The organism is Mycolicibacterium sp. lyk4-40-TYG-92 (genome assembly GCF_030209435.1).
GTDB lineage: Bacteria > Actinomycetota > Actinomycetes > Mycobacteriales > Mycobacteriaceae > Mycobacterium.
Window position 1 is genome coordinate 50887 of the sequence record NZ_JARVRX010000013.1, and the last position, 26383, is coordinate 77269.

At 66.4% G+C, this 26383-nt stretch carries 22 protein-coding genes and 1 pseudogene; 10 read left to right on the plus strand and 13 right to left on the minus strand.

Features of this window, described 5'->3' with window-relative positions; translation table 11 throughout:
- The first annotated feature begins 27 nt into the window (after positions 1-27).
- Positions 28-315 (plus strand): hypothetical protein, encoded by a 288-nt coding sequence (locus QRN63_RS19025; protein WP_285032245.1) that lies wholly within the window; start codon positions 28-30, stop codon positions 313-315.
- Here the strand turns inward: QRN63_RS19025 and efeB are convergent.
- From efeB to efeU, 3 genes are read right to left on the minus strand one after another with little or no spacing between them, the layout of a single operon-like run.
- Positions 288-1607 carry an iron uptake transporter deferrochelatase/peroxidase subunit gene (gene efeB / locus QRN63_RS19030; protein ID WP_285032246.1) on the minus strand — a complete coding sequence of 440 codons (1320 nt, stop codon included), beginning with the start codon at positions 1605-1607 and terminating at the stop codon, positions 288-290. The two genes, QRN63_RS19025 and efeB, sit on opposite strands and share 28 nt — an antisense overlap.
- Positions 1588-2748, minus strand: coding sequence for an iron uptake system protein EfeO (efeO, locus tag QRN63_RS19035; protein WP_285032247.1), 1161 nt, complete (start codon positions 2746-2748; stop codon positions 1588-1590). Before efeO ends, efeB begins: the two co-directional genes overlap by 20 nt.
- Positions 2745-3641, minus strand: a complete 897-nt coding sequence (gene efeU, locus QRN63_RS19040; RefSeq protein ID WP_285032248.1) for an iron uptake transporter permease EfeU — start codon at positions 3639-3641, stop codon at positions 2745-2747. Before efeU ends, efeO begins: the two co-directional genes overlap by 4 nt.
- Positions 3642-3891: 250 nt before the next feature.
- Here efeU and QRN63_RS19045 point away from each other — a divergent pair, with 250 nt between their 5' ends.
- From QRN63_RS19045 to QRN63_RS19065, 5 genes are all read left to right on the plus strand, one after another.
- Positions 3892-4560 (plus strand): lytic transglycosylase domain-containing protein, encoded by a 669-nt coding sequence (locus QRN63_RS19045; RefSeq protein ID WP_502888164.1) that lies wholly within the window; start codon positions 3892-3894, stop codon positions 4558-4560.
- Positions 4561-4659: 99 nt separating this feature from the next.
- Positions 4660-5949 (plus strand): phosphopyruvate hydratase, encoded by a 1290-nt coding sequence (gene eno / locus QRN63_RS19050; RefSeq protein WP_285032252.1) that lies wholly within the window; start codon positions 4660-4662, stop codon positions 5947-5949.
- Between the two features lie 23 nt (positions 5950-5972).
- Positions 5973-6668: an FtsB family cell division protein gene (locus tag QRN63_RS19055; protein ID WP_285032253.1), complete on the plus strand. Its 696-nt coding sequence runs from the start codon at positions 5973-5975 to the stop codon at positions 6666-6668.
- Positions 6661-7152: a DUF501 domain-containing protein gene (locus QRN63_RS19060; protein ID WP_267315504.1), complete on the plus strand. Its 492-nt coding sequence runs from the start codon at positions 6661-6663 to the stop codon at positions 7150-7152. The genes QRN63_RS19055 and QRN63_RS19060 overlap by 8 nt, the downstream gene beginning before the upstream one ends.
- Positions 7149-8129 (plus strand): Ppx/GppA phosphatase family protein, encoded by a 981-nt coding sequence (locus tag QRN63_RS19065; RefSeq protein ID WP_285032254.1) that lies wholly within the window; start codon positions 7149-7151, stop codon positions 8127-8129. Before QRN63_RS19060 ends, QRN63_RS19065 begins: the two co-directional genes overlap by 4 nt.
- A 48-nt stretch (positions 8130-8177) precedes the next feature.
- Here QRN63_RS19065 and QRN63_RS19070 read toward each other — a convergent pair whose 3' ends face one another.
- The 10 genes from QRN63_RS19070 to QRN63_RS19115 all read right to left on the minus strand — a co-directional run bounded on the left by QRN63_RS19070 (position 8178) and on the right by QRN63_RS19115 (position 21398).
- Positions 8178-8585: a DUF6188 family protein gene (locus QRN63_RS19070; RefSeq protein WP_285032255.1), complete on the minus strand. Its 408-nt coding sequence runs from the start codon at positions 8583-8585 to the stop codon at positions 8178-8180.
- A 799-nt stretch (positions 8586-9384) separates the two neighbouring features.
- Positions 9385-10140, minus strand: a complete 756-nt coding sequence (locus QRN63_RS19075) for a cutinase family protein (RefSeq protein ID WP_267315503.1) — start codon at positions 10138-10140, stop codon at positions 9385-9387.
- 172 nt (positions 10141-10312) lie between these two features.
- The gene (locus QRN63_RS19080) at positions 10313-13159 is read right to left on the minus strand and encodes an aminotransferase class I/II-fold pyridoxal phosphate-dependent enzyme (RefSeq protein WP_285032256.1); all 2847 of its coding nucleotides are present in this window, start codon (positions 13157-13159) and stop codon (positions 10313-10315) included.
- Positions 13160-13262: 103 nt separating this feature from the next.
- Positions 13263-13943: a response regulator gene (locus QRN63_RS19085; protein ID WP_267315501.1), complete on the minus strand. Its 681-nt coding sequence runs from the start codon at positions 13941-13943 to the stop codon at positions 13263-13265.
- On the minus strand, positions 13940-16468 hold the full coding sequence (locus tag QRN63_RS19090) for a DUF4118 domain-containing protein (protein WP_285032257.1): 2529 nt from the start codon (positions 16466-16468) through the stop codon (positions 13940-13942). The genes QRN63_RS19085 and QRN63_RS19090 overlap by 4 nt, the downstream gene beginning before the upstream one ends.
- Positions 16469-16479: 11 nt before the next feature.
- Positions 16480-17412, minus strand: a complete 933-nt coding sequence (locus tag QRN63_RS19095; RefSeq protein WP_285032258.1) for a potassium-transporting ATPase subunit C — start codon at positions 17410-17412, stop codon at positions 16480-16482.
- Positions 17413-17414: 2 nt separating this feature from the next.
- Positions 17415-19547, minus strand: coding sequence for a potassium-transporting ATPase subunit KdpB (gene kdpB, locus QRN63_RS19100; RefSeq protein WP_285032259.1), 2133 nt, complete (start codon positions 19545-19547; stop codon positions 17415-17417).
- Positions 19547-21217 (minus strand): potassium-transporting ATPase subunit KdpA, encoded by a 1671-nt coding sequence (kdpA, locus tag QRN63_RS19105; RefSeq protein WP_285032260.1) that lies wholly within the window; start codon positions 21215-21217, stop codon positions 19547-19549. Before kdpA ends, kdpB begins: the two co-directional genes overlap by 1 nt.
- Positions 21217-21306, minus strand: coding sequence for a potassium-transporting ATPase subunit F (locus QRN63_RS19110; protein WP_267315496.1), 90 nt, complete (start codon positions 21304-21306; stop codon positions 21217-21219). The genes kdpA and QRN63_RS19110 overlap by 1 nt, the downstream gene beginning before the upstream one ends.
- The gene (locus QRN63_RS19115; protein ID WP_267315495.1) at positions 21303-21398 is read right to left on the minus strand and encodes a potassium-transporting ATPase; all 96 of its coding nucleotides are present in this window, start codon (positions 21396-21398) and stop codon (positions 21303-21305) included. Before QRN63_RS19115 ends, QRN63_RS19110 begins: the two co-directional genes overlap by 4 nt.
- A gap of 319 nt (positions 21399-21717) precedes the next feature.
- Between QRN63_RS19115 and QRN63_RS19120 the strand changes: the two genes are divergently transcribed.
- The 4 genes and pseudogenes from QRN63_RS19120 to QRN63_RS19135 all read left to right on the plus strand — a co-directional run bounded on the left by QRN63_RS19120 (position 21718) and on the right by QRN63_RS19135 (position 26227).
- Complete coding sequence (locus QRN63_RS19120) at positions 21718-23364, plus strand: acyl-CoA synthetase (RefSeq protein WP_285032261.1); 1647 nt, start codon at positions 21718-21720, stop codon at positions 23362-23364.
- Between the two features lie 7 nt (positions 23365-23371).
- Positions 23372-24691 (plus strand): acetyl-CoA hydrolase/transferase family protein, encoded by a 1320-nt coding sequence (locus QRN63_RS19125; RefSeq protein ID WP_285032262.1) that lies wholly within the window; start codon positions 23372-23374, stop codon positions 24689-24691.
- A gap of 48 nt (positions 24692-24739) precedes the next feature.
- On the plus strand, positions 24740-25123 hold the full coding sequence (locus QRN63_RS19130; RefSeq protein ID WP_267315492.1) for a hypothetical protein: 384 nt from the start codon (positions 24740-24742) through the stop codon (positions 25121-25123).
- A 98-nt stretch (positions 25124-25221) separates the two neighbouring features.
- Positions 25222-26227, plus strand: a pseudogene (locus tag QRN63_RS19135) (AurF N-oxygenase family protein).
- Positions 26228-26383 lie beyond the last annotated feature (156 nt).

Sequence of the window (26383 nt, forward strand, 5' to 3'; positions counted from 1 at the left end):
TCCGAGAAACCTGAGGAAGGAATCACCATGAAGCTCCCCGCCGCCATCGAACAGCACGTCAACCGCTTCGACCGTCAGCAGAGCCTGATCATCGCGATCAGCACGGGCCTGTTGGCCTTCTGGTCGGGTTACCGCGTCGCCTGGTCGCTGTACCTGACCATGACCTACGACTTCCTGTTCGGCTCACTGGTCTTCCAGATCGCGCTGTGGGGCGTCATCGGTGCCGCCGCGGCGATCGCGTCGCTCGCGTTCTACAACCGCTACCGCACCGCCGACGAGCCCGACGCTCAGCCGAGCAGCGTCGACCCCCAGTAATCCGACGAACCATCACGCACACCCGGCGGGCAGGCGAAGATGCCACTGCCGGTGTGTGTGATGTACTCGTTGAGGGCGTCGTTGGTGGACAGCTTGGTCTGCATCGGGATGAACGACTCGGCCGGGTTGCGCACGAAGGCGATGAAGAACAGCCCCGCGTCCAGGTGGCCGAAACCGTCTGAGCCATCAGTGAAGTTGTAGCCCCGGCGCAAAATCTGCGCGCCGTTGTTGGCCTCGGGCGAGGCCAGGCGCACGTGCGAGTCGACGTCGATCAGCGGCGCACCGTCAGCACCCTTGCTGTCGAAGTCCAGCGGGGTGAACTCGTCGGTGTACCCGTTGGGTGCGCCGTTGCCCTTCTGCCGTCCGACCACCCGTTCCTGCTCCAAAAGCGTGGTGCGGTCCCAGGATTCGATGAGCATGCGGATGCGCCGGCTGATCAGATACGAACCGCCCGTCATCCAGGCCGGTCCGTCGCCGTTGCCGACCCAGACGTGCTTGTTGATGGCGGCGGTGTCCTCGGCCTTCAGGTTGTTCGTTCCGTCCTTGAACCCGAACAGGTTTCGCGGCGTGGACTGGTTCCGAGTGGTCGATGACGTGCGGCCGAAGCCGAGCTGCGAGTACCGCACCGCGACGGTGCCGAAGCCCACGCGGGCCAGGTTGCGGATGGCGTGCACCGCGACCTGCGGATCATTGGCGCAGGCCTGTACGACGATGTCGCCGCCACACCGTGCGGGATCGAGCTTCTCGTTGCGGAACTTCGGCAGGTCCACCAGGTGGGCCGGCCGCTGCGCGTCGATGCCGAACCGGTCCTTGCCGTCCTTGCGGAAGAAGCCGGGGCCGAATCCGATCGTCAGGGTCAATGCGGAGGGCGAAAGACCAAGGGCCTCACCGGTATCGGCCGGCGGCGCGTACGGGTTCAGTCCGATGGCGCCGTGTGCGACGGCCTCCTCGCCGAGCGTCATGCGCTCGGCCATCTCCGTCCACTTCTTCAGCATCGCCACGACGTCGGCCTTCTTGTCCGTCGTGACGTCGAAGGTGGCGAAGTGCATCCGGTCTTGCGCGGCGGTGACGATGCCCGCTTGATGGGTGCCGCGGAACGGCACCGGCTTACTCAGGCTGTCCTCGACCACGGCGGCGGACGAGCGGCCGGCGAGCGCGCCGGTGGCGGCGGCGCCGACGACGGCGGCCGTCACCCCGGCGGCGCCGAAGAGCTTGCGCCGGCTGAGCCCACCGGATCCGGTCACGGTCGGCTCAGCGGTCGTCAGTTGGGGCTCACTGCTTGGCGACGACACCCTGCACCTCGCTGACCTCCTTGCTCAAAGCGTCGACGGCGCGCGAAAGTTCTTGCCGCTCGGGCTCGGTCACCTTGTCGTAGAAGATGAAGCCGTCGCCCTGGCGCCACTTGTCCAGCAGCTTCTGGACATTCTCGAAGGCCGCGTCGACGTCCTTGCCGAGCTGCGGGTTGCGCTCGTCGAGGATCGGGTCCACCGACCCGACCGCCGTGCGCGAGCCCTCGATGTTGGCCTGGATGTCCCACAGGTCGGTGTGGCTGAAGATGTCTTCTTCGCCGGTGATCTTGGTCTTGGCGATCTCGTCCAGCAGCTCCTGTGCGCCACCGGCGATCTTGGTGGAGTCGATGGTCCACTTCGGGTCCTTGACGCCGGCATCGAGTTCCTTGACGTCGGCGACCAGCTGGTCGGCCAGGGCGTTGGCGTCAGGCTGCAGTCCGGTGACCCAGAGCTGCTTCTCCAGGACGTGGAAGCCGGTCCACTTGTCGCCCGGTTTCACGTCGGCTTCGCGCAGGTCGATCCGCGGGTCGAGGTCGTCCGGGAAGGACTCGGCGACGGGCTCGATGCGCTCGTAGAAGGTACGGGCCTTCGGGTACTGCGCCTTGGCTCCGGCGACGTCCCCCTTCTTCACGGCGGCGGCGAACGCCTCGGTGGCGGGCACCAGCGAGGTGGTCTGCTCGACGACGTACTTCTTGTAGAAGTCCGCAGCGTCCTTGAACTTGCCGGTGTCATCGATCTTGACGGTGTCGCCGGTGACGGTGAAATCGCCGCGGATGCCGTCACCGACCATGCCGGGCTTGCACGCGGTCTTGTAGGTGCCGGCTTCGGGCAGCTGCACGATCAGCTTGCGCTGCAGGCCGGGGGAGACGTTCTCGATCTCGCCCATGACCTTGTCGCCGGGGCCGTAAACGTAGAACTCGGTGACCTTGGTGCCGTTGTTGGTGACGACGAAGGTGCTGGTGCCCGTCTTGGCCGACGTCGCCGACAGCTTGCAAGCGTCGTCCGAGGCGGTCACGGTGATCTCGCCGGAGGCGGACTTGTTCTCGTCCGACTTGGAGGTGCACGCGGAGACCGCGGTCAGACCGGCGAGCAGGGCGGCAGAAGCGGCCAAGCCGGTCTTGACGTTGAGGGCAGCGAGATTCACTTAGCGGACCTTTCGAGGGTGGCAGCAGGGGCGGGTTTGGCTGCGACAGGTCGCAGGAACAGCGTCAGGACGACCAGGAGGTAGGCCAGCCAGCAGACGAACTGCAGGATCGAGGGGGCGGGGCTGATGTTGAAGACGCCCTGGATCACCTGGCCGTACCAGGACGACCAGTTGAAGGCGCCGGTCATGTCGAAGGCCTTGGCGCTCAGGCCGGGCAGCCATCCGACGGTCTGCAGCGCGTGGATGGCGTACGACAGGATGCCCGCGGCGACGACGACGAGGAATGCGCCGGTGTATTTGAAGAACTTGGCCAGGTTGATGCGCACCGCGCCGGCATACATGCCGTAGGCGACGACGACGGCGATGAGCAAGCCGATCACGAGTCCGGCCAGCGGCCATGCGGTCGACGCATTGGCGTAGCCGACCATGAACAGCGCCGTCTCGACGCCCTCGCGGCCGACGGCCAGGAAGGCCAGAGTGGCGACGGCGATCCCGCCGGTCTCCAGGGCGCGCGCCATGTCGCTGCGCAGCTCGCCGGAGATGGTCGCGGCGGCTTTGCGCATCCACAGCACCATGGTCGTGACGATGATCACCGCCACCAGGGAGGCGACGCCGGCGATGGCCTCGGCCGCCAGGCCGGAGATGGTGTTCTCGCTCAGCTGGATGGACAGGAACACGCCGATGGTCATCGCGATGGCGGCCGCAACGCCGAGCCAGACCCACTTGAGGGCGTCACGGCGGTCGGACTTCACGAGGAAGGCGATGAGGATGGTGACGACAATCGCAGTTTCCAGGCCTTCGCGGAGGCCGATCAGCAAGCTGCCAAAGAGCTGTGAGGAAATGCCGGGGCCCGCGGCGACCAGCGCTGTCGAGACCGCGAAGGTGGTGGTCATCCGCAATCCTTAGATAGACTAAACGGCAACACAGGTTTGCCTTGCCAAAGGAAGGCAAGCCAACCTTATCAGCGGATGCGCGACCGTCGTACCGTCGTGCCGGAAAGCTCGCGCTTCGGGGTGCACTCAGCTCGGCATGCGACGATGACGGACGACGAATCCGTCGACAATCTCTGGGTATAGGGGAGTACCGGTGTTGCGAGTGCGTTGGCTGCGGGCGAGCGCTGTTGTCTCCGCAACGGCGCTCCTGATGGCCTCGAGCTGCTCATTTCAGCCCGGTTACCTGCGCGGAGTGCCTCCGCCACCCGGCCCCGCGGTGCCCCCGATCAACACCCATGTGAAGGGTCGTGGCGCGGACCAGCTGCGCGACTGGGCCGAGCATCTGGCACCTCCCCTCGGCATTCCGGTCATGGCGCTGGAGGCCTACGGGTACGCCGCGCGCGTGGCCGAGGTCGAGAACCCCAAGTGCCACATCGCGTGGACGACGCTGGCCGGCATCGGGATGGTCGAGAGCCACCACGGCACCTACCGCGGCGCGACCATCGCCCCGAACGGTGACGTCACGCCTCCGATCCGCGGCGTGCCACTCGACGGAACCATGAACAACCTGCGGATTCCGGACTCCGACTCCGGAAGCATGGACAGCGACGACGCCGTCGACCGCGCCATGGGGCCCATGCAGTTCATCCCGGACACCTGGCGGTTGTACGGCGTCGACGCCAACAACACCGGCTTCGCCAGTCCCGACAACATCGACGACGCGGCGCTGTCGGCGGCGGGTTATCTCTGCTACCGCGGCAAGGATCTGTCCAGCCCGCACGGCTGGATGGACGCACTGCACGCCTACAACTTGTCCGACGACTACGCGCGCGCCGTGCGGGACTGGGCAACGGCCTATGCCAACGGGCACCAGAGATAGGTGGCCGGATAGCTAGCGGTAGCTGACGCACTTCACGCCCCGGCACCGTTTAGGCTGATGGGCGTTCGCACGAGTCCGTGACGCCAAAGGGAGACCCAAGTGCCAATCATCGAACAGGTCGGAGCCCGCGAGATTCTCGACTCCCGGGGAAATCCGACGGTCGAGGTCGAGGTCGCTCTGACCGATGGAACGTTCGCTCGCGCGGCGGTGCCGTCGGGTGCGTCGACCGGTGAGCACGAGGCTGTCGAACTGCGCGACGGCGGCGCCCGCTACGGCGGCAAGGGCGTCGAGAAGGCCGTCGAGGCCGTGCTCGACGAGATCGCGCCCGCAGTCATCGGCCAGGCCGCCGACGACCAGCGCATCATCGACCAGGCGCTGCTGGACCTCGACGGCACCCCGGACAAGTCGCGCCTGGGCGCCAACGCCATCCTCGGCGTCTCGCTGGCCGCGGCCAAGGCCGCTGCCGACTCCGCCGGCCTGCCGTTGTTCCGCTACATCGGCGGCCCGAACGCCCACATCCTGCCGGTGCCGATGATGAACATCCTCAACGGTGGCGCGCACGCCGACACCGGTGTCGATGTGCAGGAGTTCATGGTCGCGCCCATCGGTGCGCCGACCTTCAAGGAATCGCTGCGCTGGGGCGCCGAGGTCTACCACTCGCTCAAGTCCGTACTCAAGAAGCAGGGCCTGGCGACGGGCCTCGGTGACGAGGGTGGTTTCGCGCCCGACGTCGCCGGCACCCACGCCGCGCTCGAACTGATCAGCACCGCCATCGACGCCACCGGCCTCAAGCTGGGCAGTGACGTGGCGCTGGCGCTCGACGTCGCGGCCACCGAGTTCTACACGGACGGAACGGGTTACGCCTTCGAGAAGCAGACCCGCACCGCCGAACAGATGGCCGAGTTCTACGCGTCGCTGCTCGACTCGTTCCCGCTGGTGTCCATCGAGGACCCGCTGTCCGAGGACGACTGGGACGGCTGGGTGGCGCTGACCACCGCCATCGGTGACCGCGTCCAGCTCGTCGGCGACGACCTCTTCGTCACCAACCCGGAGCGGCTGGAAGAGGGCATCGAGAAGGGTGCCGCCAACGCGCTGCTGGTGAAGGTCAACCAGATCGGCACGCTCACCGAGACGTTGGACGCCGTCGCCCTGGCGCATGCCGCGGGCTACAAGTCGATGATGAGCCACCGCAGCGGCGAGACCGAAGACACCACCATCGCCGACCTGGCCGTGGCGTGCAGTTGTGGTCAGATCAAGACCGGTGCGCCCGCCCGCAGCGAGCGCGTCGCCAAATACAACCAGCTGCTCCGCATCGAGGAGACCCTGGGCGACGCCGCGCGGTACGCCGGCGACCTGGCGTTCCCGCGTTTTGTGGTGGAAGCCAAGTAGTTTCGCAGGCCTGATCTACCGACATGCCCGATCCCAAACGGCGTTCCCCCGCTTCTCGTCCCGCCAAACCTGGCGAGACGAAGCGGGGGCGTGCCGGGGCCGGCACGTCGGCGGCCAAGGCGGGTAACCGGCCAAAGGCCGAGCCGCGGCGCGTCCCGGACAATCTGCCGGTTCCGGTCACCGAGCCCATCCGGCAGGCGTACGCGGAGTCGGTCGAGCACCATGCCGAGCAGCGGCTGGGGTCGGCGGCGCGGCGCGCGGCGATCCTTGCCGTCGTGGTGTGTGTGCTGACCCTGACGATCGCCGGACCGGTGCGCACCTTCTTCGCGCAGCGCACCGAGATGCAGCAGTTGGCCACCGCCGAATCTCAATTACGTTCGCAGATAGCCAATTTGGAGCAGCAGAAGGTGAAGTTGGCCGACCCGGTGTACATCGCCGCGCAGGCCCGTGAGCGGTTGGGCTTCGTGATGCCGGGCGATATCCCGTATCAGGTGCAACTGCCTCCCGGTGCCGTCACGACGCCCGTCGCACCCGCGCCGTCCCCTACCGCGAAGAGCAACCAGCCCTGGTACACCGCGCTGTGGCACACCATCGCCGATCAGCCGCACGGCCTCACGCCGGCACCGGCCGTGGTCCCGCCGGGCCCGGACGGCGTCACCCCGGACGGTGACGTGCCCCCCACCGATGTGCCCGCACCTCAGGCGCCGCCCGGTGGTTGACGCTGCTGATCTGGAAGCCGTTGCGGCCCAACTGGGGCGGGAACCGCGTGGCGTCCTGGAGATCGCCTACCGCTGCCCCAACGGCGAGCCTGGCGTCGTCAAGACCGCGCCGCGGCTGCCCGACGGAACCCCTTTCCCCACTTTGTATTACCTGACGCATCCGGCTCTGACGGCCGCGGCCAGCCGGCTGGAGTCGTCGGGTCTGATGAAGGACATGACCGAGCGTCTCCAGGCCTCCGAGGAGCTGGCTGCGGCGTATCTGCGTGCACACGAATCGTTCCTCGCCGAGCGGGACGCCATCGAGTCGCTGGGCACCACGTTCTCCGGCGGCGGGATGCCCGACCGGGTCAAGTGCCTGCACGTGGTCATGGCGCATTCGCTCGCAAAAGGCCCGGGCCTCAACCCGTTTGGCGATGAGGCGCTGGCGTTGTTGGCAGTCGAACCGGCGATGGCCGGGATTCTGGATCCGAAGGTGTGGGTGTGAGTTCGCGGGTCGCTGCTGTTGACGGTGTGCGGCGGGTCGCCGCGGTGGACTGCGGCACCAACTCGATTCGTCTGCTCATCGCGGACGTCACCGACGGCCGCCTGCGGGACGTGTACCGCGAGATGCGGATCGTCACTCTCGGCGAAGGTGTCGACGCCACAGGTGAATTCGCGCCCGCCGCGCTGGCCCGCACCGAGGCGGCACTGGCCGACTACGTCGAGATGATGCTGACGCACGACGTGACCAAGGTGCGGATGGTCGCCACCTCCGCGGCCCGCGACGCCGGAAACCGCGACGAGTTCTTCGCCATGACGGCACGGCAATTGGGTCGGGTGATGCCGGGCGCCGTGGCCGAGGTGATCACCGGCACCGAGGAAGCCGCATTGTCGTTCCGCGGAGCCGTCGGCGAATTGGACCCGGCCGCAGGACCTTTCGTGGTCGTCGACCTGGGCGGTGGCTCGACGGAAGTGGTGCTCGGCGGGTCCGGCACCGCGGTTGCCGATGTGGTGGCCAGCTTCTCGGCCAACATCGGCTGCGTGCGCCTCACCGAGCGCTGCCTGCACACCGACCCGCCCACCCCCGACGAGGTCGCGGCCGCGCGTGCCGTGGTGCGCGAGAAGCTGTCCGAAGCTTTGGCTGTTGTGCCCATCGAAGGTGCCCGGACGTGGGTCGGTGTGGCCGGCACGTTCACCACGGTGGCCGCCCTGGCGCTGGGGCTACCGGAGTACGACTCCGAAGTAATTCACCTGTCCCGCATCGGAATTCCGGATGTGGTCAAGGTGTGCGATGAGTTGATCGCGATGCCGCGGGCGCAACGCGCCGAACTCGGCCCCATGCACCCGGGCCGCGTGCCGGTGATCGGCGGCGGGTCCGTCGTCGTCGAGGAATTGGCCCGCGAATTCGGTCAGCGGGCGGGGATCACGGAATTGGTGGTCAGCGAGCACGACATCCTGGACGGCATCGCGCTGTCGATCTGACGCCGAGCGTGGGGGTCGAGAATCCTTGTAAACATGCATGATAGACGGTCAGAGATTGTCGCCGTGCCCACCTTCAGCAGCGTTGGACTCCGCGGGCCAAACGGCGAGTTCACCGCCAGGCATGCACACGACGAGCTGCCCTCCAGGGCCACTTATGGTCCAAGCCTCGTAGGCACTATCCGGCTTTACGGTCAAACGTGCGGAGTTGCCGAAAGTTATCGAGAGTGTTCCGTCACTGTCGACGCTCGACTTCGTGATTGCGTCACCGACCAGCTGGGCGAGCGGCCGGAAGGACTCCGCTGGATCCTCCTCGGGTGACAGGTCGATACTCCCGGCAGCAAGCTCCAGTTTGAAGGGCGATTCGATGCGTACAAAGAACTGATGTGATAACTGCAGTCCGACCGTGAATTCGGCTGTGTAGGAGGCAAGTACCTTGCCTTCGAGTTCGAGGTTCATGGTCACCATCCCTTCGGTATCGGATACGAGCCGTCTGGATTCCTGGGGATATGGGTCTCGGCCCGGCTGGCTTTCCATCGAGCGTTATCGGTTGATTGTGTTCGTTAGTGAACTTGACGTATCCGTTGGGGTACCGGGAATCTGCCTTCATCTTCGTCCTGAGGTCATCGAGCGACGTCTTGTATTCGGAGCACGACTGGGCCAGCTCAGCGCAGCTGCCCAGAATTGCATCGGCGGCTTGATGTAGTTCGTCGAGGTCTTTGACGATGTACTCGACCTCAGGGGACTTGGCATCCCGGAACTTCGCAGCGTTACCGCTGAGTGCCTGTACGACTGCCGTCGTGCCTGGACCCGTGGCGAGCTGATTCCAGGCAGTCGATGCCTTGTCGAGCTTGCCGGTATCACCATCGGGCACGGGAATACCTATGTGAGCCGAACAACGAAAATCCCCCTCCGGTGCGTCAAATACGCTCCAAAGGGGGATTGGTGGGACTGGCCTCTACCGCGACACGACATACGTCCTAGTGCGTCGCGTCGGGGCAGAAGTGGTAGCTAGACCTTGCAGTTCGGGCGGTTGTGGCAGTGGTGTCCGTCGCGGCAGGCGTTGCACTGACAGCCACAGGTCGACACGTTCTTGGTGGAAACCTTCATTACTGATCACCCCTGTTTGTCTCGGCTTATCGAGATATGACTACTTCACCATAGTTCGATCGCGGGGCGGAGTGAAGGTTGCCGGACAGACCGACGGCCGGAACCAGTCCTCGTGAGACTGGCTTCCGGCCGTCGGCAGGGGGGTGATTCAGTTGGCTGTGTCGTCCGACGCCTGGACCATCGGGGCGGCGGGAGCGGCAGGTGCACCCAGCTGGCGGGCGACGAAGTCCGCGGCCTGGTTGGCCATGCCGTTGAACTTGTAGGCGCTGTGGGCCGAGCGGTCCATGCCGCCACCGCAGATCGGGTCGCCGGGGGCACACAGCTGGATGGTCTTGCCGGCGTACGCGCCGCCGATGTTGATGGCGGGTGCGGTGCGGTCGGCGACGCTCAGGACGAACGGGCTCGGGGTGCCGAACAGCACGACAGCGGCGACGTGCGACGCGACGGACGCGGGCATCGGGCCGCTGATGCCGGCGGGCAGGACAAATCCGGCCGGGACGCTGCTCATGGTGCTGTAGCCGGCGACGGCCGCGCCCTGCGAGTACCCGCCGATGACGATCTTGGTGGCGGGGCACGAGGCGGCGATCGATTCGATGCGGTTGGTGGCGTCGGCGACGCCGTCGGCGGCGGCACCGAAGTCGAGCGAGGCCGGGTAGTTCACGCCGTAGGCGTCGATGTTGCGGCCGGGCATCCGGGCGTTCAGTGCGTCGACGAAGGCTTGGCCGGTGGCTCCGACGCCGGGGGCTTCGAAGGTGCCGCGGGCGAAGACGACCTCGACGTTGGCACAGGAGTCGTCAGCGGCGTTGGCAGTGGCGACCGGGCCGGCGATGGCGCCGGTGACGATCGTGAAGGCGGCCACGGCGGTCAATGCCACCTTGCCGGCCGCAGTACGAATGGCGCTCATGCTGTTCCCCGTCCTTGAAGTTCCAGTTGCCTGGTATAAGCCGAACGGGCGAGCTGCGATTCCATGCGGTCGTGTGACGTACCGCATACCTAGCGTAACTAAGCATCGGGGATGAACTGCGGGCGCGCATGCGTTAGGTCCGCGCCCGCAGATCTGAGGTGGCGCCCCGGGCTCAGCTACTCGACTTGGCGGTGCTTTTCTTCGGTTTGGCCGCCGCGGGTGCCGCTTCCGGCGCGGTTGCCGTTTCGGGCATCGCGACAGGTGCCGACGGCGTGACCACCGGCCGGCACATCTCGATCGCCTTCTCGGTGTACACGCGGAAGCCGAAGTCCGGGTTGTAGCCGTGGATTTCCGGGGTGTCGAGGTCGCGCAGGAACGTGAGGATCTCGCGGCTGAACACCTGACCTGGCACCAGTACCGGGAAGCCCGGCGGATAGGGCGTCACGAACGTCGCTGAGACGACGTCCACGTCGTTGTCCAACTTCTCGAATACCTCATCGGTGGTCAGGTATTCGCAATTGGTGTCGGTGTAGGACAGGTAGAAGGCGCGGCGCACATCGCCTTCCGGCGTGGGCACGGCGCCGTTGGTCCATGTCACGTCGGAGAACACCGGGTGGAACCCGCTGAAGTTCGGCAGTGACGCCGACGCGGTGGTCAGGCGTCGGACCTTCTGCTCGAACCGGCTGCGCTCGCCGAGGCCCATCTCAGATACCGACTCGTCGAGTTCCGCGGCGATCTTCACCAGCACCTCGACGAGGAAGGCCACCGAACTCCGTGTGGTGCCGATGTTTGTCATGAACAGCACCGTGTTTCGCGACGTCTTGTTGATCTGCACGCCGTGCCGGTCCATCAACTGCTCGCGTTTGAACGTGTCCCCGTCGTAGCCGGTGTGCCCGATGGACAGGGTGATCCGGGACGGGTCCAGTACGAATTCGTCTTTGTCCCAGGCGGTCATCATGTTCTGCAGGCCGGACCGCAGCGGTTGCTCGATGTGGCTGGCGCGGAACTCGTCGGGGATCAGGTCCGAGGTGCGCAGGCACCGCATGTACCGGCTCAGCAACGGGTGGTTGTCGATGGCGTCGCGCAACTGCATGGCGTTCTCGATCTGGCGCTGCACCAGCTCGACGCCCTCCAGTGCCACCTGGCGCCGGCCCAGATCCAGTGACGCCAGAATCTGGTAGTTGGGTGAGGTCGATGTGTGCGCCATGTACGCCTCGTGGAACGCTTCGGCCACCTTCTGCTCGAAGTCCTGGTCGAACACGTGGATCATCGAGCCCTGGCGCAACGAGGTCAGCGTCTTGTGCGTCGACTGCGATGCGTACACCCGCACGCGGGCCTTGGCCGGGTCCGGAGTCAACCGCCGATCGAGCAATTCCTGGTCGGTGGGCGGCTTTTCGATGTCGGCCTTCAACTGCTTCTCGTATGCAGCGGTGTAGGCCGGGTCGGCCAGTTTGTCGCGCAGCCGGCGGGCCGACGCCATGGCCGTGCGGTCCCGGTACACCGGGTGGAACCGCGCGAACGCGAACCACGCTTCGTCCCAAAGGAATACCAGGTCGGGCTTGATGGCCAGGCACTCTTCCATGACCCGCTGCACGTCGTAGACGATGCCGTCGAAGGTGCAGTTGGTCAGTGAGATCATCTTGACACGGTCGAGCTTGCCGGCGTTCTTGAGCGCCAACAACTTTGACTTGATCTCGCGCAGCGGCACCGCACCGTACATGGTGTAGTCGGGCAGCGGGTAGGCCTCGAGGTAGATGACGTGGGCCCCGGCCATCATCATCCCGTAGTGATGCGACTGGTGGCAGTTGCGGTCCAGCAGCACGATGTCGCCGGGGGCCACCAGTGACTGCGTGACGATCTTGTTGGCCGTCGACGTGCCGTTGGTGACGAAGTAGGTGCGCCGCGAACCGTACGTCTCGGCGGCCAGTTGCTGGGCTTCCCGGAGCGGCCCGGTCGGCTCCAGCAGTGAGTCCAGCCCGCCGCAGGTGGCTGATGTCTCGGCCATGAACACGTCCAGCCCGTAGAAGCTGACCATGTCTTTTATCCAGTGCGAGTTGACAATTGACTTGCCCTGGCTGATGGGCAGCGCGTGGAAGACGCCGGTGGGGCGGTGGCTGTACTGCTTGAGCGCGCTGAAGAACGGTGTGCGGTAACGCTCGGCCACCCCCTGCAGGATCGACAGGTGCAGCTCGAGCACACCCTCGCGGGCGTGGAACACGCGGCGGAAGTGGGGACCGAGCCGGCCCGCGATGTCCTCGACCTCGATCTCCGTCATGAGATACAGGTCGAGTTCGGGGCGCAGCTCCTGCAGCGACGACGCGAGAATCTGCGCGCGCTCATCAGGCGACTTATGGTCGTCCAGCACCGCGGACACCTTGGTGTCGACGAACTGTGCAAGCGCCGAGAGGTCACGTTCGGACTGATGGCTGAACCGCCGCCGGATCACGACGGCCTGCAGGTTGACGTTCAGCCGGGCCGCGATCAACGCCTCGTCGCCGCTGGCGACCACGACGAGCTCGTAGACGAACTCATCGTCGGGCCGGCGCCAGCTGCGAACCTCCGCGCGCAGTGCCTGCTCCTGGGCTTCCGTCATCTTCTCGACGATCAGGACCTCGAAATACAGTTGTTCCCGGCGGGTGACGGGCTGCTGCTCCAGCGTGCGTGGGTCGGTGGGGAACATGTCGGTGTCGTCCATGCCGGCGTGGTCGACGTCGCCCGTTCGGTAGGACTCGGTGGTCAGCGCGCGGTTGATGCGGGCCACGGCCTTGGCGAACTTGTCGTAGGCGCCGGCGCCGAACAGCCGCTGCACCTTGGCGAACTGGAGAGATCCCGGGTATGCCCAGTACGGCTCGAGCGGGGTCAGGGTCGCCAGCAGCTCCCCGCAGATGCCGACGTACTTGTCCTTGAGATCACCGACGGTCGTGGTGCGGGTCAGCCGGTCGGCGGCTTCTTCGAGGCGGCACCAGGCATCGCCCCGCAGTTGCCAGACACTGTTGTACGCGCGCGAATTGTCTGCCATTTCCAGCCTTTTCACAGGTGCATTAATGGAGGAGCGTCGCGCTCCAGCCTTGCACCGTAGGTGGCCAAGTCAGGTGAACAGTTGGCAATATCTGCCCGTCGAATTACTCCTGGAAGCGGTAGCCCATGCCGGCCTCGGTCAGCAGGTGCTTGGGGTGTGACGGGTCGACCTCGAGCTTGCGGCGCAGCTGTGCCAGGTACACCCGTAGATAGTGGGTCTCCTTGGCGTAGGCCGGGCCCCACACTTCCTTGAGCAACTCCTCGCGGCCGACCAGCTTCCCGCGGTTGCGCACCAGCATCTCCAGCATGCCCCACTCCGTCGGGGTCAGATGCACCTCGACGCCACTGCGCGTCACCCGCTTGGCCGCCAGATCGACGGTGAACGACGACGTCTCGACGACGGGCTCGTCGGTCTCGGATGCGGCCGCGCCGCGCCGGACCGCGGCGCGCAGCCGGGCCAGGAACTCGTCCATGCCGAACGGTTTGGTGACGTAGTCGTCGGCGCCGGCGTCGAGGGCCTCGACTTTGTCCATGGAGTCGGTACGCGCCGACAGCACGATGACGGGCGCGGTGAGCCAGCCGCGCAGCCCGGCCAGTACGTCGATGCCGGACATGTCGGGCAGGCCGAGGTCCAGGATCACCACGTCGGGCTTGTGTTCGGCGGCCGACCTCAGCGCCTCGGCGCCGGTGGCGGCGACAGAGACGTCGTAGCCGCGCACCGACAGGTTGATGCGCAAGGCACGCAGAATCTGTGGCTCGTCGTCGATGACCAGAACCCGTGTCACACCCGATCCTTTCCGGCGGCCGCCAGGTCCACCACGACGGTCAGCCCGCCGCCGGGGGTGTCGGTGGCCGAGATGGTGCCGCCCATTGCTTCGACAAAGCCGCGCGCCACCGAAAGACCAAGTCCCACACCGGTGCTGTTGTCGTGGTCGCCGAGGCGCTGGAACGGCGCGAACAGTTGCTCCTCGGCGCCGCGGGGGATGCCCGGCCCCTCGTCCACGATGGTGATCAGCACCCGCTCGCCGACCTGCCCGGCGTTCACCCGCACGACGCTGCCCGCCGAGTAGCGCAGCGCGTTGTCGATGAGGTTGACCAGCACCCGCTCCAACAGGCCCGCATCGGCCAGCGCGACGGCATCACCCACTTCGACCTTCACCCGGTCGAGGCCGCGGTTCGCGTAACCGGTTGCCCCCCGGCTGATTCCGAGCAGCGCCCGTTGTACGACCTCTTCCATGTAGACGCGCCGCAGTTCCGGCTTCACGACGCCGGCGGCGAGCCGCGACGAGTCGAGCAGGTTGCCCACCAACGCGGTCAGTTGATCCACCGATTCCTCGACGGTGGCCAGCAGCTCGGCGGTGTCCTCGGGCGAGAAGCCGACGTCCTCACTGCGCAGGCTCGACACCGCAGCCTTGGCCGCGGCCAGCGGGGTGCGCAGGTCGTGGCTGACAGCGCTCAGCAGGGAGCGGCGCAGTTCGTCGGCCTTGGCCAGAGCCTCAGCGCGGCCGGCTTCCTCGGCCAGGGCGCGTTGGCGTACGAGACCCGCCGCCTGCCGGGCCACGGCGCCGAGCACCCGGCGATCGCGCGCCTCGGTCTTGCGGCCCGCCATCAGCAGCCAGTATTCGTCGTCGCTGACCTCGATCGCGGTGTCGGCGGAATCGACTGTCACACAGGGGTCTTTGCCGACGCAGGCGACGATGCCGTCCTCCTCGTGCAGCAGGCTGACGGCCCGTTGCGCGTAAGTCTCGCGGACGCGTTCCAGCAGCGTGGTCAGGTCGGCACCACGGAGCACGCTGCCCGCGAACAGCGCCAGCAGTTCGGCTTCCTGCGAGGCGTGCCGGGCTTCCCTGGACCGTTTGGCGGCGCCGTCGACCAGCGCGGCGACTGCGACCGCGACGGCGAGCAGCACCACGATGGTCAGGGCGCTGTCGGGGTCGGCGATGGTGAAGCTGTACCGCGGCGCGACGAAGAAGTAGTTGAGCAGCAGCCCGGACAGCACCGCCGACAACGCGGCGGGGGCCACACCCCCGAGCAGCGCGACGACCAGCACACCGATGAAGAACACCGCGCTCTCGCCGCCGATATGCAAGAACGGGTCCAGCTGGGTGGTGACCGCGGTGATGATGCCGGGCACGACGATCGCCGCCAGCCACGACGCCAGGTGCCGCTGCCCGCGGGTCGCCGTCGACCAGGACCAGCCCGGCTGGGACTGCTCATGGGTGACCATGTGCACGTCGATCTTGCCGGAGTTCTGGACAGTCTTGGCGCCGATGCCCTCATCGAAGAGCCGGGCCCAGCGCGACCGTCGCGACGTGCCCAGCACCAGCTGGGTGGCGTTCATCTCGCGCGCGAAATCCAGTAGGGCACTGGGCACGTCACCGTCACTGCCGCCGACGACGGTGTGCAGGGTGGCACCGAGGCTGGCCGTCAGCTCGCGCACCTTGCCCATCTGCGGGGCGGAGACGCCCGTCAGACCGTCGCCGCGGACGACGTGCACCACCATCAGTTCGGCGCTGGATTTGGAGGCGATACGTGACGCGCGCCGGACCAGGGTCTCTGATTCGGGTCCTCCGGTGACCGCCACGACAACGCGTTCGCGGGCCTCCCAGGTGTCCGAAATATTGTGCTCGGCGCGGTATTTGGCGAGGGCGGCGTCGACCTGGTCGGCCAACCACAGCAGTGCCAGCTCGCGCAGGGCAGTGAGATTGCCCTGCCGGAAGTAGTTGGACAGCGCCGCGTCGACGCGTTCCGGCGCGTACACGTTGCCGTGGGAGAGCCTGCGGCGCAGGGCTTCCGGTGTGATGTCGACCAGTTCGATCTGGGCGGCACTGCGCACGACGGAGTCCGGCACCGTCTCCTGCTGCTCGATACCGGTGATCTGGGCGACGACGTCGTTCAGGCTCTCCAGGTGCTGGACGTTGACGGTGGAGATGACGGTGATGCCGGCGTCCAGCAGCTCTTCGACGTCCTGCCAGCGTTTGGCGTTCTTGCTGCCGGGCGTATTGCTGTGTGCCAGTTCGTCGACCAGCACCACCTCGGGGTGGCGGGCCAGCACTGCGGGGACATCCAGTTCGGCGAACGTCCCGCCGCGGTAGTCGATGAACCGCGGCGGGATCCGTTCGATGCCTTCCATCGCCTCGGCCGTCTTCTTGCGGCCGTGCGTCTCGACGACGGCCGCGACGACGTCGGTGCCGCGTTCGAGACGACGATGTGCCTCGCCGAGCATCGAGAAGGTCTTGCCCACGCCGGGGGCCGCACCCAGGTAGATGCGTAACTCGCCCCGCTTGTCCGGCGTTTCCATGTGTCCCATTGTCCAGCAGGTCAGCTACTCGACGGGTACTTCTGGTCCAACGCCAGATTGAGTCGCAGGACGTTGACCCGCGGCTCGCCCATGAAACCCAGGGCACGGCCACTTGTGTTGTCCTTCACCAGAGCCCGGACCTGGTCAGCCGAGATGTGTCGGACCTTGGCGATCCGGCTCACCTGCAGGTCGGCGTAGTCGGTCGAGATGTCGGGGTCCAGGCCGCTGCCGCTGGCCGTGACGGCGTCAGCCGGCACCTGCGGGTCGGACGGTGCCGAGCCACGGATCGCGACGATCTGACCTCCGGTGTAATCCTCGCCGTACTTGGCGCATTCGACCCGCATACCCTCGTAGGTCGCAGCGAAGGGCGCCTTCGTCGTCTCGCACGGCTGGTTCACACTGACCACCTTGGTGGGATGCGTGACGTTGCCCGTGGCATCCCGCGGCCCGATAACCGACAGCACCGCGCCCACGCCGTCCGAGGTGCAGAACGGACGTGCACCGGAATTGTGGTCCAGGCCCTCGGTGTCCGCGACGCCGTAGCTCCGCGTGCACACCTGGGTCAGCAAACTGGGCTTGAATCCGGCTTCGCTTGCCGCCTTGCCGGCCTTGAGCTCAGCCGGGTCGGCGGGCGTGTCGACGATGCTCTCCGGGCCGAGATTGCCCGCGCCGCTGGCCATCGGGTCGTACCCGGTGCCGGCATTGGACGGACGGCTCTGGAAATACTGCGGCAGCGCATTGCCTTTGGCGTCGGTGAACAACTGGCCGATCAGGGAGCTGCCGACGACCTTGCCATTGACCGTGACGAGCGAGCCGTCGGCCTTGTCCTTGAGCCCGGGCAGCTGGGCGACGGCCCAGACGAGGACCGGGTAGGCCAGACCGGTGATGACGGTCAGGACCAGCAGTGCGCGCAGGGCGGCACTGTGTACGCGAATCAGGTTGCCGATGTTCATGATTAAGACATCCCCGGGATGAATTGGATGAGCAGGTCGATGAGTTTGATGCCGATGAACGGGGCGATGATGCCACCCAGGCCATAGACGTACAGGTTGCGGCTCAAGAGCTTTGAGGCGCTGCTGGGGGTGTACCGGACACCGCGCAGCGACAGCGGGATCAGCGCGATGATGACGAGGGCGTTGAAGATCACCGCCGACAGGATCGCCGACTGCGGGCTGTGCAGCCGCATGATGTTCAGCAGGTCCAGGCCGGGGAACAGGGCCACGAACATCGCCGGGATGATCGCGAAGTACTTCGCGATGTCGTTGGCGATGGAGAACGTGGTCAGGGCGCCGCGGGTGATGAGCAGCTGCTTGCCGATCTCGACGATCTCGATGAGCTTGGTCGGGTCCGAATCGAGGTCGACCATGTTGCCGGCCTCTTTGGCCGCCGAGGTGCCGGTGTTCATCGCGACGCCGACGTCGGCCTGCGCCAGCGCGGGGGCGTCGTTGGTGCCGTCACCGGTCATCGCGACGAGCTTGCCGCCGGCCTGTTCCTTCTTGATCAGCGCCAGCTTGTCCTCGGGGGTGGCCTCGGCCAGGAAGTCGTCGACCCCGGCCTCATCGGCAATTGCCTTGGCGGTCAACGGGTTGTCGCCGGTGATCATGACGGTGCGGATGCCCATCTTGCGCATCTCGTCGAACCGCTCCCGCATGCCCTGCTTGACGACGTCCTTGAGGTGGATGACGCCCAGTACCTCGGCTCTTCCCGTCGCTTCGCTCGCCCCTGCAGCCTGCCCATTGATGACGCGCCCGACCACCAGCGGCGTACCACCGGCCGCGGAGATGCCGTCGACGATCTCGCCCAATTCGACGGGCACCGCGCCGCCGTGACCGCGAATCCACTCGGCGACGGAGTTGGCCGCGCCCTTGCGCAGCATCTGGCCGTCGTGGAGATCGACGCCCGACATACGCGTCAGTGCGGTGAACTCGACCCAGGTGGCGTCGGTCAGCTCGCCCGGGGTGCGGGCCCGTAGGCCGTGAGCCTGCTTGGCGTACACGACAATTGAGCGACCCTCAGGGGTTTCGTCCGCGAGGCTGGACAGCTGTGCTGCGTCGGCGAGTTGTTCGGCGCTGACGCCGGGCACCGGGAGGAAGCCCGCGGCCTGCCGGTTGCCGAGCGTGATGGTGCCGGTTTTGTCGAGCAGCAGGGTGTTGACATCACCGGCGGCCTCGACGGCACGACCCGACATGGCCAGCACGTTGCGCTGCACCAGCCGGTCCATGCCGGCGATGCCGATCGCCGACAGCAGCGCGCCGATTGTCGTGGGGATCAAGCAGACCAGCAGCGAGACCATCACGATGCCGGTGACGCCGAAGCCGTCGAGCGCCTCGGTATCGGGCACGCCCGGATTGTTGGCCTTCGAGTAGATGGCCAGCGGCTGCAGCGTCGCGACGGCGAACACGAAGATGATCGTCAGCGCGGCCAGCAGGATGTTGAGCGCGATCTCGTTGGGCGTCTTCTGCCGGTTGGCGCCCTCGACCAGAGCGATCATCCGGTCGACGAAGCTCTCGCCCGGCTTCTGGGTTATCTGCACGACGATCCGGTCGGACAGCACCGTGGTGCCGCCGGTGACAGCTGACCGGTCGCCACCCGATTCGCGGATGACGGGTGCGGATTCACCGGTGATCGCCGATTCATCCACGGAGGCAATGCCTTCCACCACGTCACCGTCGCCGGGGATGACCTGCCCGGCCTCGACGACGACGATGTCGCCCTGCTGCAGCAGGGGCGCGGCGACCTCCTCTTCGGTACCGGCATCGCCCGGCGCCCACCCGACCAGCTTGCGGGCCATGGTGTCGGACTTGGTCTTTCGCAGGCTCGCGGCCTGGGCCTTGCCGCGTCCCTCGGCGACCGCTTCGGCGAGGTTGGCGAAAACGACTGTCAGCCAGAGCCAGAACACGATCAGCCAGGCGAACCAGCTGGAGTGCAGGACGGCCAGGACCGTCGACCAGACGGCGCCGACCTCGACGATGAACATCACCGGGTTGCGCCACAGGGTGCGGGGGTCCAGCTTGCGCAGGGCGTCCGGCATGGACTTCCACAGCATCTTCGGGTCGAGCAGGCCGCCCTTGACAGCGGTATCGGACATCAGTGAATTCCTTCAGCGAGGGGGCCGAGCGCCAGCGCCGGCAGGAAGGTCAGGGCGACCAGAATCAGCGTCACGCCGGCGACCATGCCGACGAATTGCGGACGGTGCGTCGGCAGCGTGCCGATGGACGGGGGCGTGCTGCCCTGCTTGGCCAGCGCGCCGGCGAGAGCGAGCACCAGGATCATCGGCAGGAAGCGACCGATCAGCATCGCCAGGCCCAAAGCCGTGTTGTACCAGACCGTATTGACCGACAGGCCGGCAAACGCCGAGCCGTTGTTGTTGGCTGCCGAGGTGAAGGCGTACAGCACCTCGGAAAGGCCGTGCGGGCCCGAATTCAGCATCGCCGCGCGCTCGCCGGGGAGGGCCATGGCAACAGCGGTGCCGGTCAACACGATCAGCGGCGTGACCAGGAAATAGCTTGCCGCCAGCTTGATCTCCCGCGGGGTGATTTTCTTGCCCAGGTATTCGGGAGTGCGTCCGACCATCAGGCCGGCCACGAACACCGTGATCACCGCGAGGATCAACATGCCGTACAGGCCCGACCCGGTACCGCCGGGCGCGACCTCACCAAGCTGCATGTTGAACATCGTCATCAAGCCGCCCAGGGACGTGTACGAGTCGTGGAACGAGTTCACCGCACCGGTGGAGGTCAAGGTGGTGGCGGTGGCGAAGACGGCCGAATTGGCCACGCCGAAGCGCTGTTCCACACCTTCCATCGACGCTCCGATGGCGGTGGGGACGGTGCCGTGGTGCTGGTTCTGGAACACCAGCATGAGGCTGGTGCTGATGACGGCCAGTGTCGCCATCACGGCGACGATCGCGTAGCCCTGCTTGCGACTGTCCACCATCCGGCCGAACGTGCGCGGCAGGGAGAACGAGATCACCAGCAGCAGGAAGATCTCCACCCAGTCGGTCCATGCGTTCGGATTCTCGAACGGGTGGGCCGAGTTGGCGTTGAAGAAACCGCCACCGTTGGTGCCCAGTTCCTTGATCACTTCTTGGCTCGCCACCGGGCCGCCGGTCAGCGTCTGCTGCGCTCCGGCCAGGGTGTCGGCGATCTGGTCGTGCAGGTGAAAGTTCTGGATGGCGCCGCCGGCGATGAGGATCAGCGCGGCAATGACAGCCAGCGGCAACAGGATTCGGATGGTGCCGCGCACCAGGTCGACCCAGAAGTTGCCCAGTTCGGTGGCGTGCCGACGGGCGAACCCGCGCACGAGGGCGACCGCGACGGCCATGCCGACGGCCGCTGACACGAAGTTCTGCACCGACAGCCCGGCCATCTGTACCAGGTGGCCTTGCGTCGTCTCACCCGAGTAGGCCTGCCAGTTGGTGTTGGTGACGAAGCTGACGGCGGTGTTCCACGCCAGGTCGGCCGTCATCGGGGTCGCTGGGTTGTTCAGGTGCAGCGGCAGCACGCCCTGCACCAGCTGGAAAGCGAAGAGGAACAGCAGGGAGACGGCCGAGAAGGCGAGCGCACTGCGGGCGTAGGCGCCCCAGTTCTGCTCGGCCTCCGGGTCGGCGCCGATCATCTTGTAGATGAGACGTTCGGCACGCGAATGCTTTTCGGACGTGTACACGCGGAACATGTAGTCGCCCAACGGCACATGCACGGCGGCGAGCGCGACGATCAGGGACAGCAGGAACGTGATTCCGGCGGCGGTGGTGCTCACTAGAAGCGCTCCGGAAAGAGCAATGCGGCGACCAGGAACAGTGCGATCGCCAGACACAGCACCAGGCCGATGGCGTTGGCGAGGTTCACAGGCGCTCCACCGCCTTCTGGACCAGGCCGAGCAGGGCGAAGATCGCCACCGTCAGCACCACGAACACCACTACAGACATGGGTTCTCCCACACGTAAACGGGTCGCCGGCCCTCGGCGACCTCGTCAGCATCGGCCCGCGGGAGGGGACATCCGGCGATCTTGACGCCTTCTTTACGGCCCGCCCGGCTTCCTTTACGGATTTCCGCATCGAGCGCCGGACGCAGGGCCCGCGCAGCGCGATAAAAGCCTGGTCATGTGATGTTTTACACAGTGCGCTCGGACGGTGCCGGGGCATTTACGGGCAGCCCGGCCGGTAGGAGTCGTAAGCAGTTGATGTCGCGGGCGCGCTCAACCGGCTAACGTGCCAAGCGGTGTGGGGCCGACCACACCAGGAACTCGGGAGGCAGTGGTGATCGACGTCGTCGGTGGAGTGCGGCAGAAGCTGGGCCATCTTGCGGAATCCGCGACCGCGGTACGCCGGCTGTTCGAGACCGGCTTCCTGGATCTCGCGAACCCCGGCGTGATGATCGAGACCGCCAAGAATGCGCCGATATTCGGCCCCCAGGCGACCATGGCCATTCAGGGCGCACGCAAGTATGCGGGTCTGCCGGCATTGGTGGATGAACGCGGCACCTTGACCTACCGCCAGGTGAACGACCAGTCCTGGGCACTGGCCCGCGGCCTGCAGGGCCTGGGCGTGACGGAAGGCTCCGTGGTCGGGCTGCTGTGCCGGGACCATCGTGGCCTGATCCTGGCCATGGTGGCGTGCGGAAAGCTCGGGGCCCGGCTGGTCCTGATGAACACCGGCTTCGCCAAGCCGCAGTTCGCCCAGGTCTGCGAGCGTGAAGGCGTCAAGGTCGTGTTGCACGACAGCGAGTTCCTCGGGCTGCTCGACGCCCTGCCCGCGGACATGCCGCGGGTGTTGACCTGGGTCGACGAGGGCGTCGATGTGCCCGACGCGGCGCAGACGCTCGATGCGATCGTCGCGGCCAACTCCGCTGAGCCGCTGCCGGCGCCGAGCAAGGCGGGTGGCTCGGTGATCCTCACCAGCGGGACGACGGGCCTGCCGAAGGGTGCGCCCCGCAGCTCGGTGTCGCCACTTGCGTCCGCGCAGATCATCGACCGAATTCCGTTCCCGCGCAAGGGAACCATGGTGATCGTCTCGCCGATCTTCCACAGCACCGGCTGGGCCACCTACACCGTCGGTGCCGCGTTGGGGAACAAGGTGGTGACCGCCCGGCGGTTCAACGCCGAACGGACCCTGCAGCTCATCGCCGAGCACAAGGCCGACATGCTCGTCGCGGTGCCGACAATGCTGCACCGGATCGTCGAACTGGGGCCCGAGGTCATCGGCAAGTACGACACGTCGTCGCTGAAAACGATCCTGATCGCCGGGTCCGCGTTGAGTCCGGAACTGTCGAACCGGGTCCAGGACACCTTCGGCGACGTGCTCCACAACCTGTACGGCTCAACCGAATGCGCCATCGCCAGCGTCGCCACCCCGGCCGAGCTGCGACTTGCCCCCGGTACGGCCGGACGGGCGCCGGTGACGTGCGAGGTGGTGCTGTACGACGAGAACGACCGGCGCATCACCGGGAAGAATCGGCGCGGTCGCATCTTCGTCCGCAATGGCGCACCGTTCAGCGGTTACACCGACGGCCGGAGCAAGCAGATCATCGACGGCTACATGTCCAGCGGCGACATGGGGCACTTCGACGATCATGGGCTGTTGTTCGTCGACGGCCGTGACGACGACATGATCGTCTCCGGTGGCGAGAACGTCTTCCCGCAAGAGATCGAAGAACTTCTTGCCGAACGGGACGACATCTATGACGCGGCGGTGGTCGGCGTCGACGACGTGGAGTGGGGAAAGCGCCTGCGCGCCTTCATCGTTTCGCAGCCGGGCGCGACCCAGGACGCCGATGAGATCAAGGCGTTCGTCAAGAACAATCTGGCCCGGCACAAGGTGCCGCGCGACGTCGTGTTCATCGAAGAGCTGCCGCGCAACACCACCGGCAAGCTGCTGCGCCGTGTGCTGATCGAGATGGACGTCTAAGGCGGCAATGCCAACCGAACTCAGTGCCGAGCAGGCGGCTGCCCGGCTGGGGGCAGTCGACACCCTGGGTATCACTCTCGGCCCCGGCCAGCCGCCGGCGATACTGAGGGCGCTCGGCGTACGCCAGGACTGGTCGAATCTGCGGGTGTTCGGCGCGCTGTTGGCTGTTGGTACCGAACTGTTTTCGCGGCCCGGCGTGCACTATGTCTCTGGGTTCTTCGGTCCGATCGAGCGGGCGCTGCGGGACATGGGCGCCGACATCGAGTTCGCCGCCGCGGACTTCCGCCGATTCGCGCCACTGCTGGAGCGCCAGGCACCGCGGGTGATGACGACCGTCGCCACACCACCCGATGCCGACGGGTGGTGCTCGCTGTCGCTGCATGCCGGCGGCACGGTCGCCGAATTGCGCCGGGCCGGCGCGGACCCGAATCGACTTCTCATCGTCGAGGTATCCGACTCGTACCCAAGAACTTTCGGGTATGGCTCGCAGCATCACGCATTGCACGTCGACGAGATCGACGTCCTCGTACGCTCCACTGATGCGCCGCTGGCGCTCCCCGGCGGTGACGTGCCGCCGACCGAAGTCGAGCGGGCGATCGCGCGGCACGCTGTCAGCTTCATCGGTTCGGGCGCGACGCTGCAGACCGGAATCGGCGCAATTCCCAACCAGATTGCCACCTTGCTGGCCGAGGGTGGCGGCAGCGGGTACGGCCTGCACACCGAGATGTTCACCGACGGCTGCATGCATCTGCACCGCGCGGGCAAGATCACCAACACAGGTAAGGGGCAGTACGACGGTGTCAGCGTCACGACGTTCGCGTTCGGGTCGCAGGAGCTCTATTCGTGGCTCGACGGCAATCGCGATGTCGCGTTCCTGCCCGTCGACATCGTCAACTCGCCTGAGGTGATCGCCGCGAACACGGACATGATCTCCATCAATGGTGCTCTCGCAGTGGACATTCAGGGTCAGGTGATCGCCGACACCATCGACGGGGGACAGTTCAGCGGGATTGGTGGCGCCGAGGACTTCGTGGCCGGCGCCGGGCTGGAGTTGTCGGACCGCTCACTCATCTGTCTGCCGTCGACTTTCGTCAAGGACGGCGAGCTGCGGTCGCGGATCGTGCCGTGGTTCGGGCCAGGGGCCGTCATCACCACGCCGCGGCAGCAGGTCGACGTCATCGTCACCGAATACGGGGCCGCGGAACTCGAAGGCAAGACCGTCCGCGAACGCGGTGAGGCACTCGCCGCGATCGCGCACCCGCAGTTCCGGGACGCCTTAATGGCGGCGGCACTGCGCGCCGCGAAGGGACGTTCGCCGGTCGGCTAGTTCGGCGGTGTGCCCGCGTCCGAACGCAATTCGTGATTCACTGCCGCCATGACGAGCAGCGACCAGCCGTGGTGGCTCTCCGCGCCAGTCGCCGAGCTGGCCGCGGTCATCCTGCCGGTGTTCGGGCAGTCGTCGTTCGACAGCGAGCGGGCGGTGATGACCGACGTCGTGTCGTGGCTCCGCACCGGAGCTCGCGCGCCCCGTGGCATGTTCTCCGCGGGCGTCTCCACCCGCGGCGACGTGTTCCAGAACCCCGACCTGCGTGCCGTCGCGGAGGCCATGCAGTTGCTCGAACGCTCGGGTCTGCTGCTTCGGGCTCTGGTCCCGTCGAGCCATTCCAGCTTCGACGTCGGTTTGACGCGTCTTGGGTGGCACGCCGTCCAGACCGGCACGGTCCGGCAGCATCTCGGCCTGGGCGACGCGCCGGCCTGAGGAGACGGCAGGCGACGGAGCAACCCTTGACAATCATATGGGACCGGGGGTCCCATATAACTGATCGGGCAACGGTGCTCGCGTGGGAGGGTGATGTCATGGCAGCTACGAAGATGATCCGCCGGTGGCGTGCCGGCATGGACGTGTGCGACGACGTCGACTACTGCGCGAATCTGGAGACGCTGTCGGCGGGTTCTGTGCGCCGTAACTTCAATCCCTACCTGGACGTTTCGTGGGATTCGCCCGAATTCCGGGTGACGGAGAACGACCCGCGCTGGGTGCTCGCGAAGAGCGACCCCATCGGCATGAGCCCGTGGTATCAGGCACAGCCGCTGGAAAAGCAGATCGCGATCGGCATGTGGCGCCAGGCGAACGTCGCCAAGGCCGGCCAGCAGTTCGAGAGCATGCTGATCCGCGGGCTCCTCAGCTACACGTTCTGGGTGCCCAACGGCAGCCCCGAGTACCGCTATTGCCTTCACGAAGCGATCGAAGAGGGCAACCACACCCTGATGTTCCAGGAGATGGTGAACCACGTCGGCGTGGACGTCCCGGGTCTGCCGCGGTGGATCAAGTGGATCAACTGGGCCTTCCCGCTTTTCGCGAGCCCGATGCCGGCGTTCTTCTTCATGATGGTGCTGTGCGGCGAGGAGCCCATCGATCACATGCAGAAATCGATTCTGCGCGAAGGCAGTGCGATCCATCCGATCATGGAGCGCGTCATGGCGATCCACGTCGCCGAGGAAGCACGGCACATCTCGTTCGCCCACGAGTTCCTGCGCCGGCGGATCCCGGAGATGCGGCCGTTCAACCGTTTTGTGCTGTCGCTGTTCTATCCGCTGGGCTTCCGCTTGGCGGCCTCGCTCATCGCCAAGCCGCCGCGCGTCTTCTGGCGCCAACAAGTCGGTCAAGAAAGAGATCTTCTGGCGGGCACCCGAATCCCGGACGATGCTGCGTGAGTTCTACGGCGATGTGCGCATGCTCGCCGAAGACACCGGCCTGATGAACCCCGTTGCCAAGGTGTTGTGGCGGATGTTTCGGATCGACGGTCCGGCGTCGCGCTACCGCAGCGAGCCGGTGCGGCAGGCCGTGGTCCCGGTGGCCTGACCAGGGCGGCCGTCGCCGCTCGGCGCCGACACAATGTCGGTCTGAGAGCGTCGATAACCGTATATAGCCTCAACGGCGCTCTCAGACCGACGTTGTGTCATCAAAATCTTTTCGTGAGCCATGTCGAAATCCGCCCCACCCGTTCGACGTGTGTGT

Coding starts and splice junctions, on each gene's coding strand:
- QRN63_RS19025 (WP_285032245.1), top strand. CDS start 28: ATGAAGCTCCCCGCCGCCATCGAACAGCACGTCAACCGCTTCGACCGT.
- efeU (WP_285032248.1), bottom strand. CDS start 3,641: ATGACCACCACCTTCGCGGTCTCGACAGCGCTGGTCGCCGCGGGCCCC.
- QRN63_RS19045 (WP_502888164.1), top strand. CDS start 3,892: ATGGCCTCGAGCTGCTCATTTCAGCCCGGTTACCTGCGCGGAGTGCCT.
- QRN63_RS19055 (WP_285032253.1), top strand. CDS start 5,973: ATGCCCGATCCCAAACGGCGTTCCCCCGCTTCTCGTCCCGCCAAACCT.
- QRN63_RS19070 (WP_285032255.1), bottom strand. CDS start 8,585: ATGAACCTCGAACTCGAAGGCAAGGTACTTGCCTCCTACACAGCCGAA.
- QRN63_RS19075 (WP_267315503.1), bottom strand. CDS start 10,140: ATGAGCGCCATTCGTACTGCGGCCGGCAAGGTGGCATTGACCGCCGTG.
- QRN63_RS19080 (WP_285032256.1), bottom strand. CDS start 13,159: ATGGCAGACAATTCGCGCGCGTACAACAGTGTCTGGCAACTGCGGGGC.
- QRN63_RS19090 (WP_285032257.1), bottom strand. CDS start 16,468: ATGGGACACATGGAAACGCCGGACAAGCGGGGCGAGTTACGCATCTAC.
- QRN63_RS19095 (WP_285032258.1), bottom strand. CDS start 17,412: ATGAACATCGGCAACCTGATTCGCGTACACAGTGCCGCCCTGCGCGCA.
- kdpB (WP_285032259.1), bottom strand. CDS start 19,547: ATGTCCGATACCGCTGTCAAGGGCGGCCTGCTCGACCCGAAGATGCTG.
- QRN63_RS19125 (WP_285032262.1), top strand. CDS start 23,372: ATGCCAACCGAACTCAGTGCCGAGCAGGCGGCTGCCCGGCTGGGGGCA.
- QRN63_RS19130 (WP_267315492.1), top strand. CDS start 24,740: ATGACGAGCAGCGACCAGCCGTGGTGGCTCTCCGCGCCAGTCGCCGAG.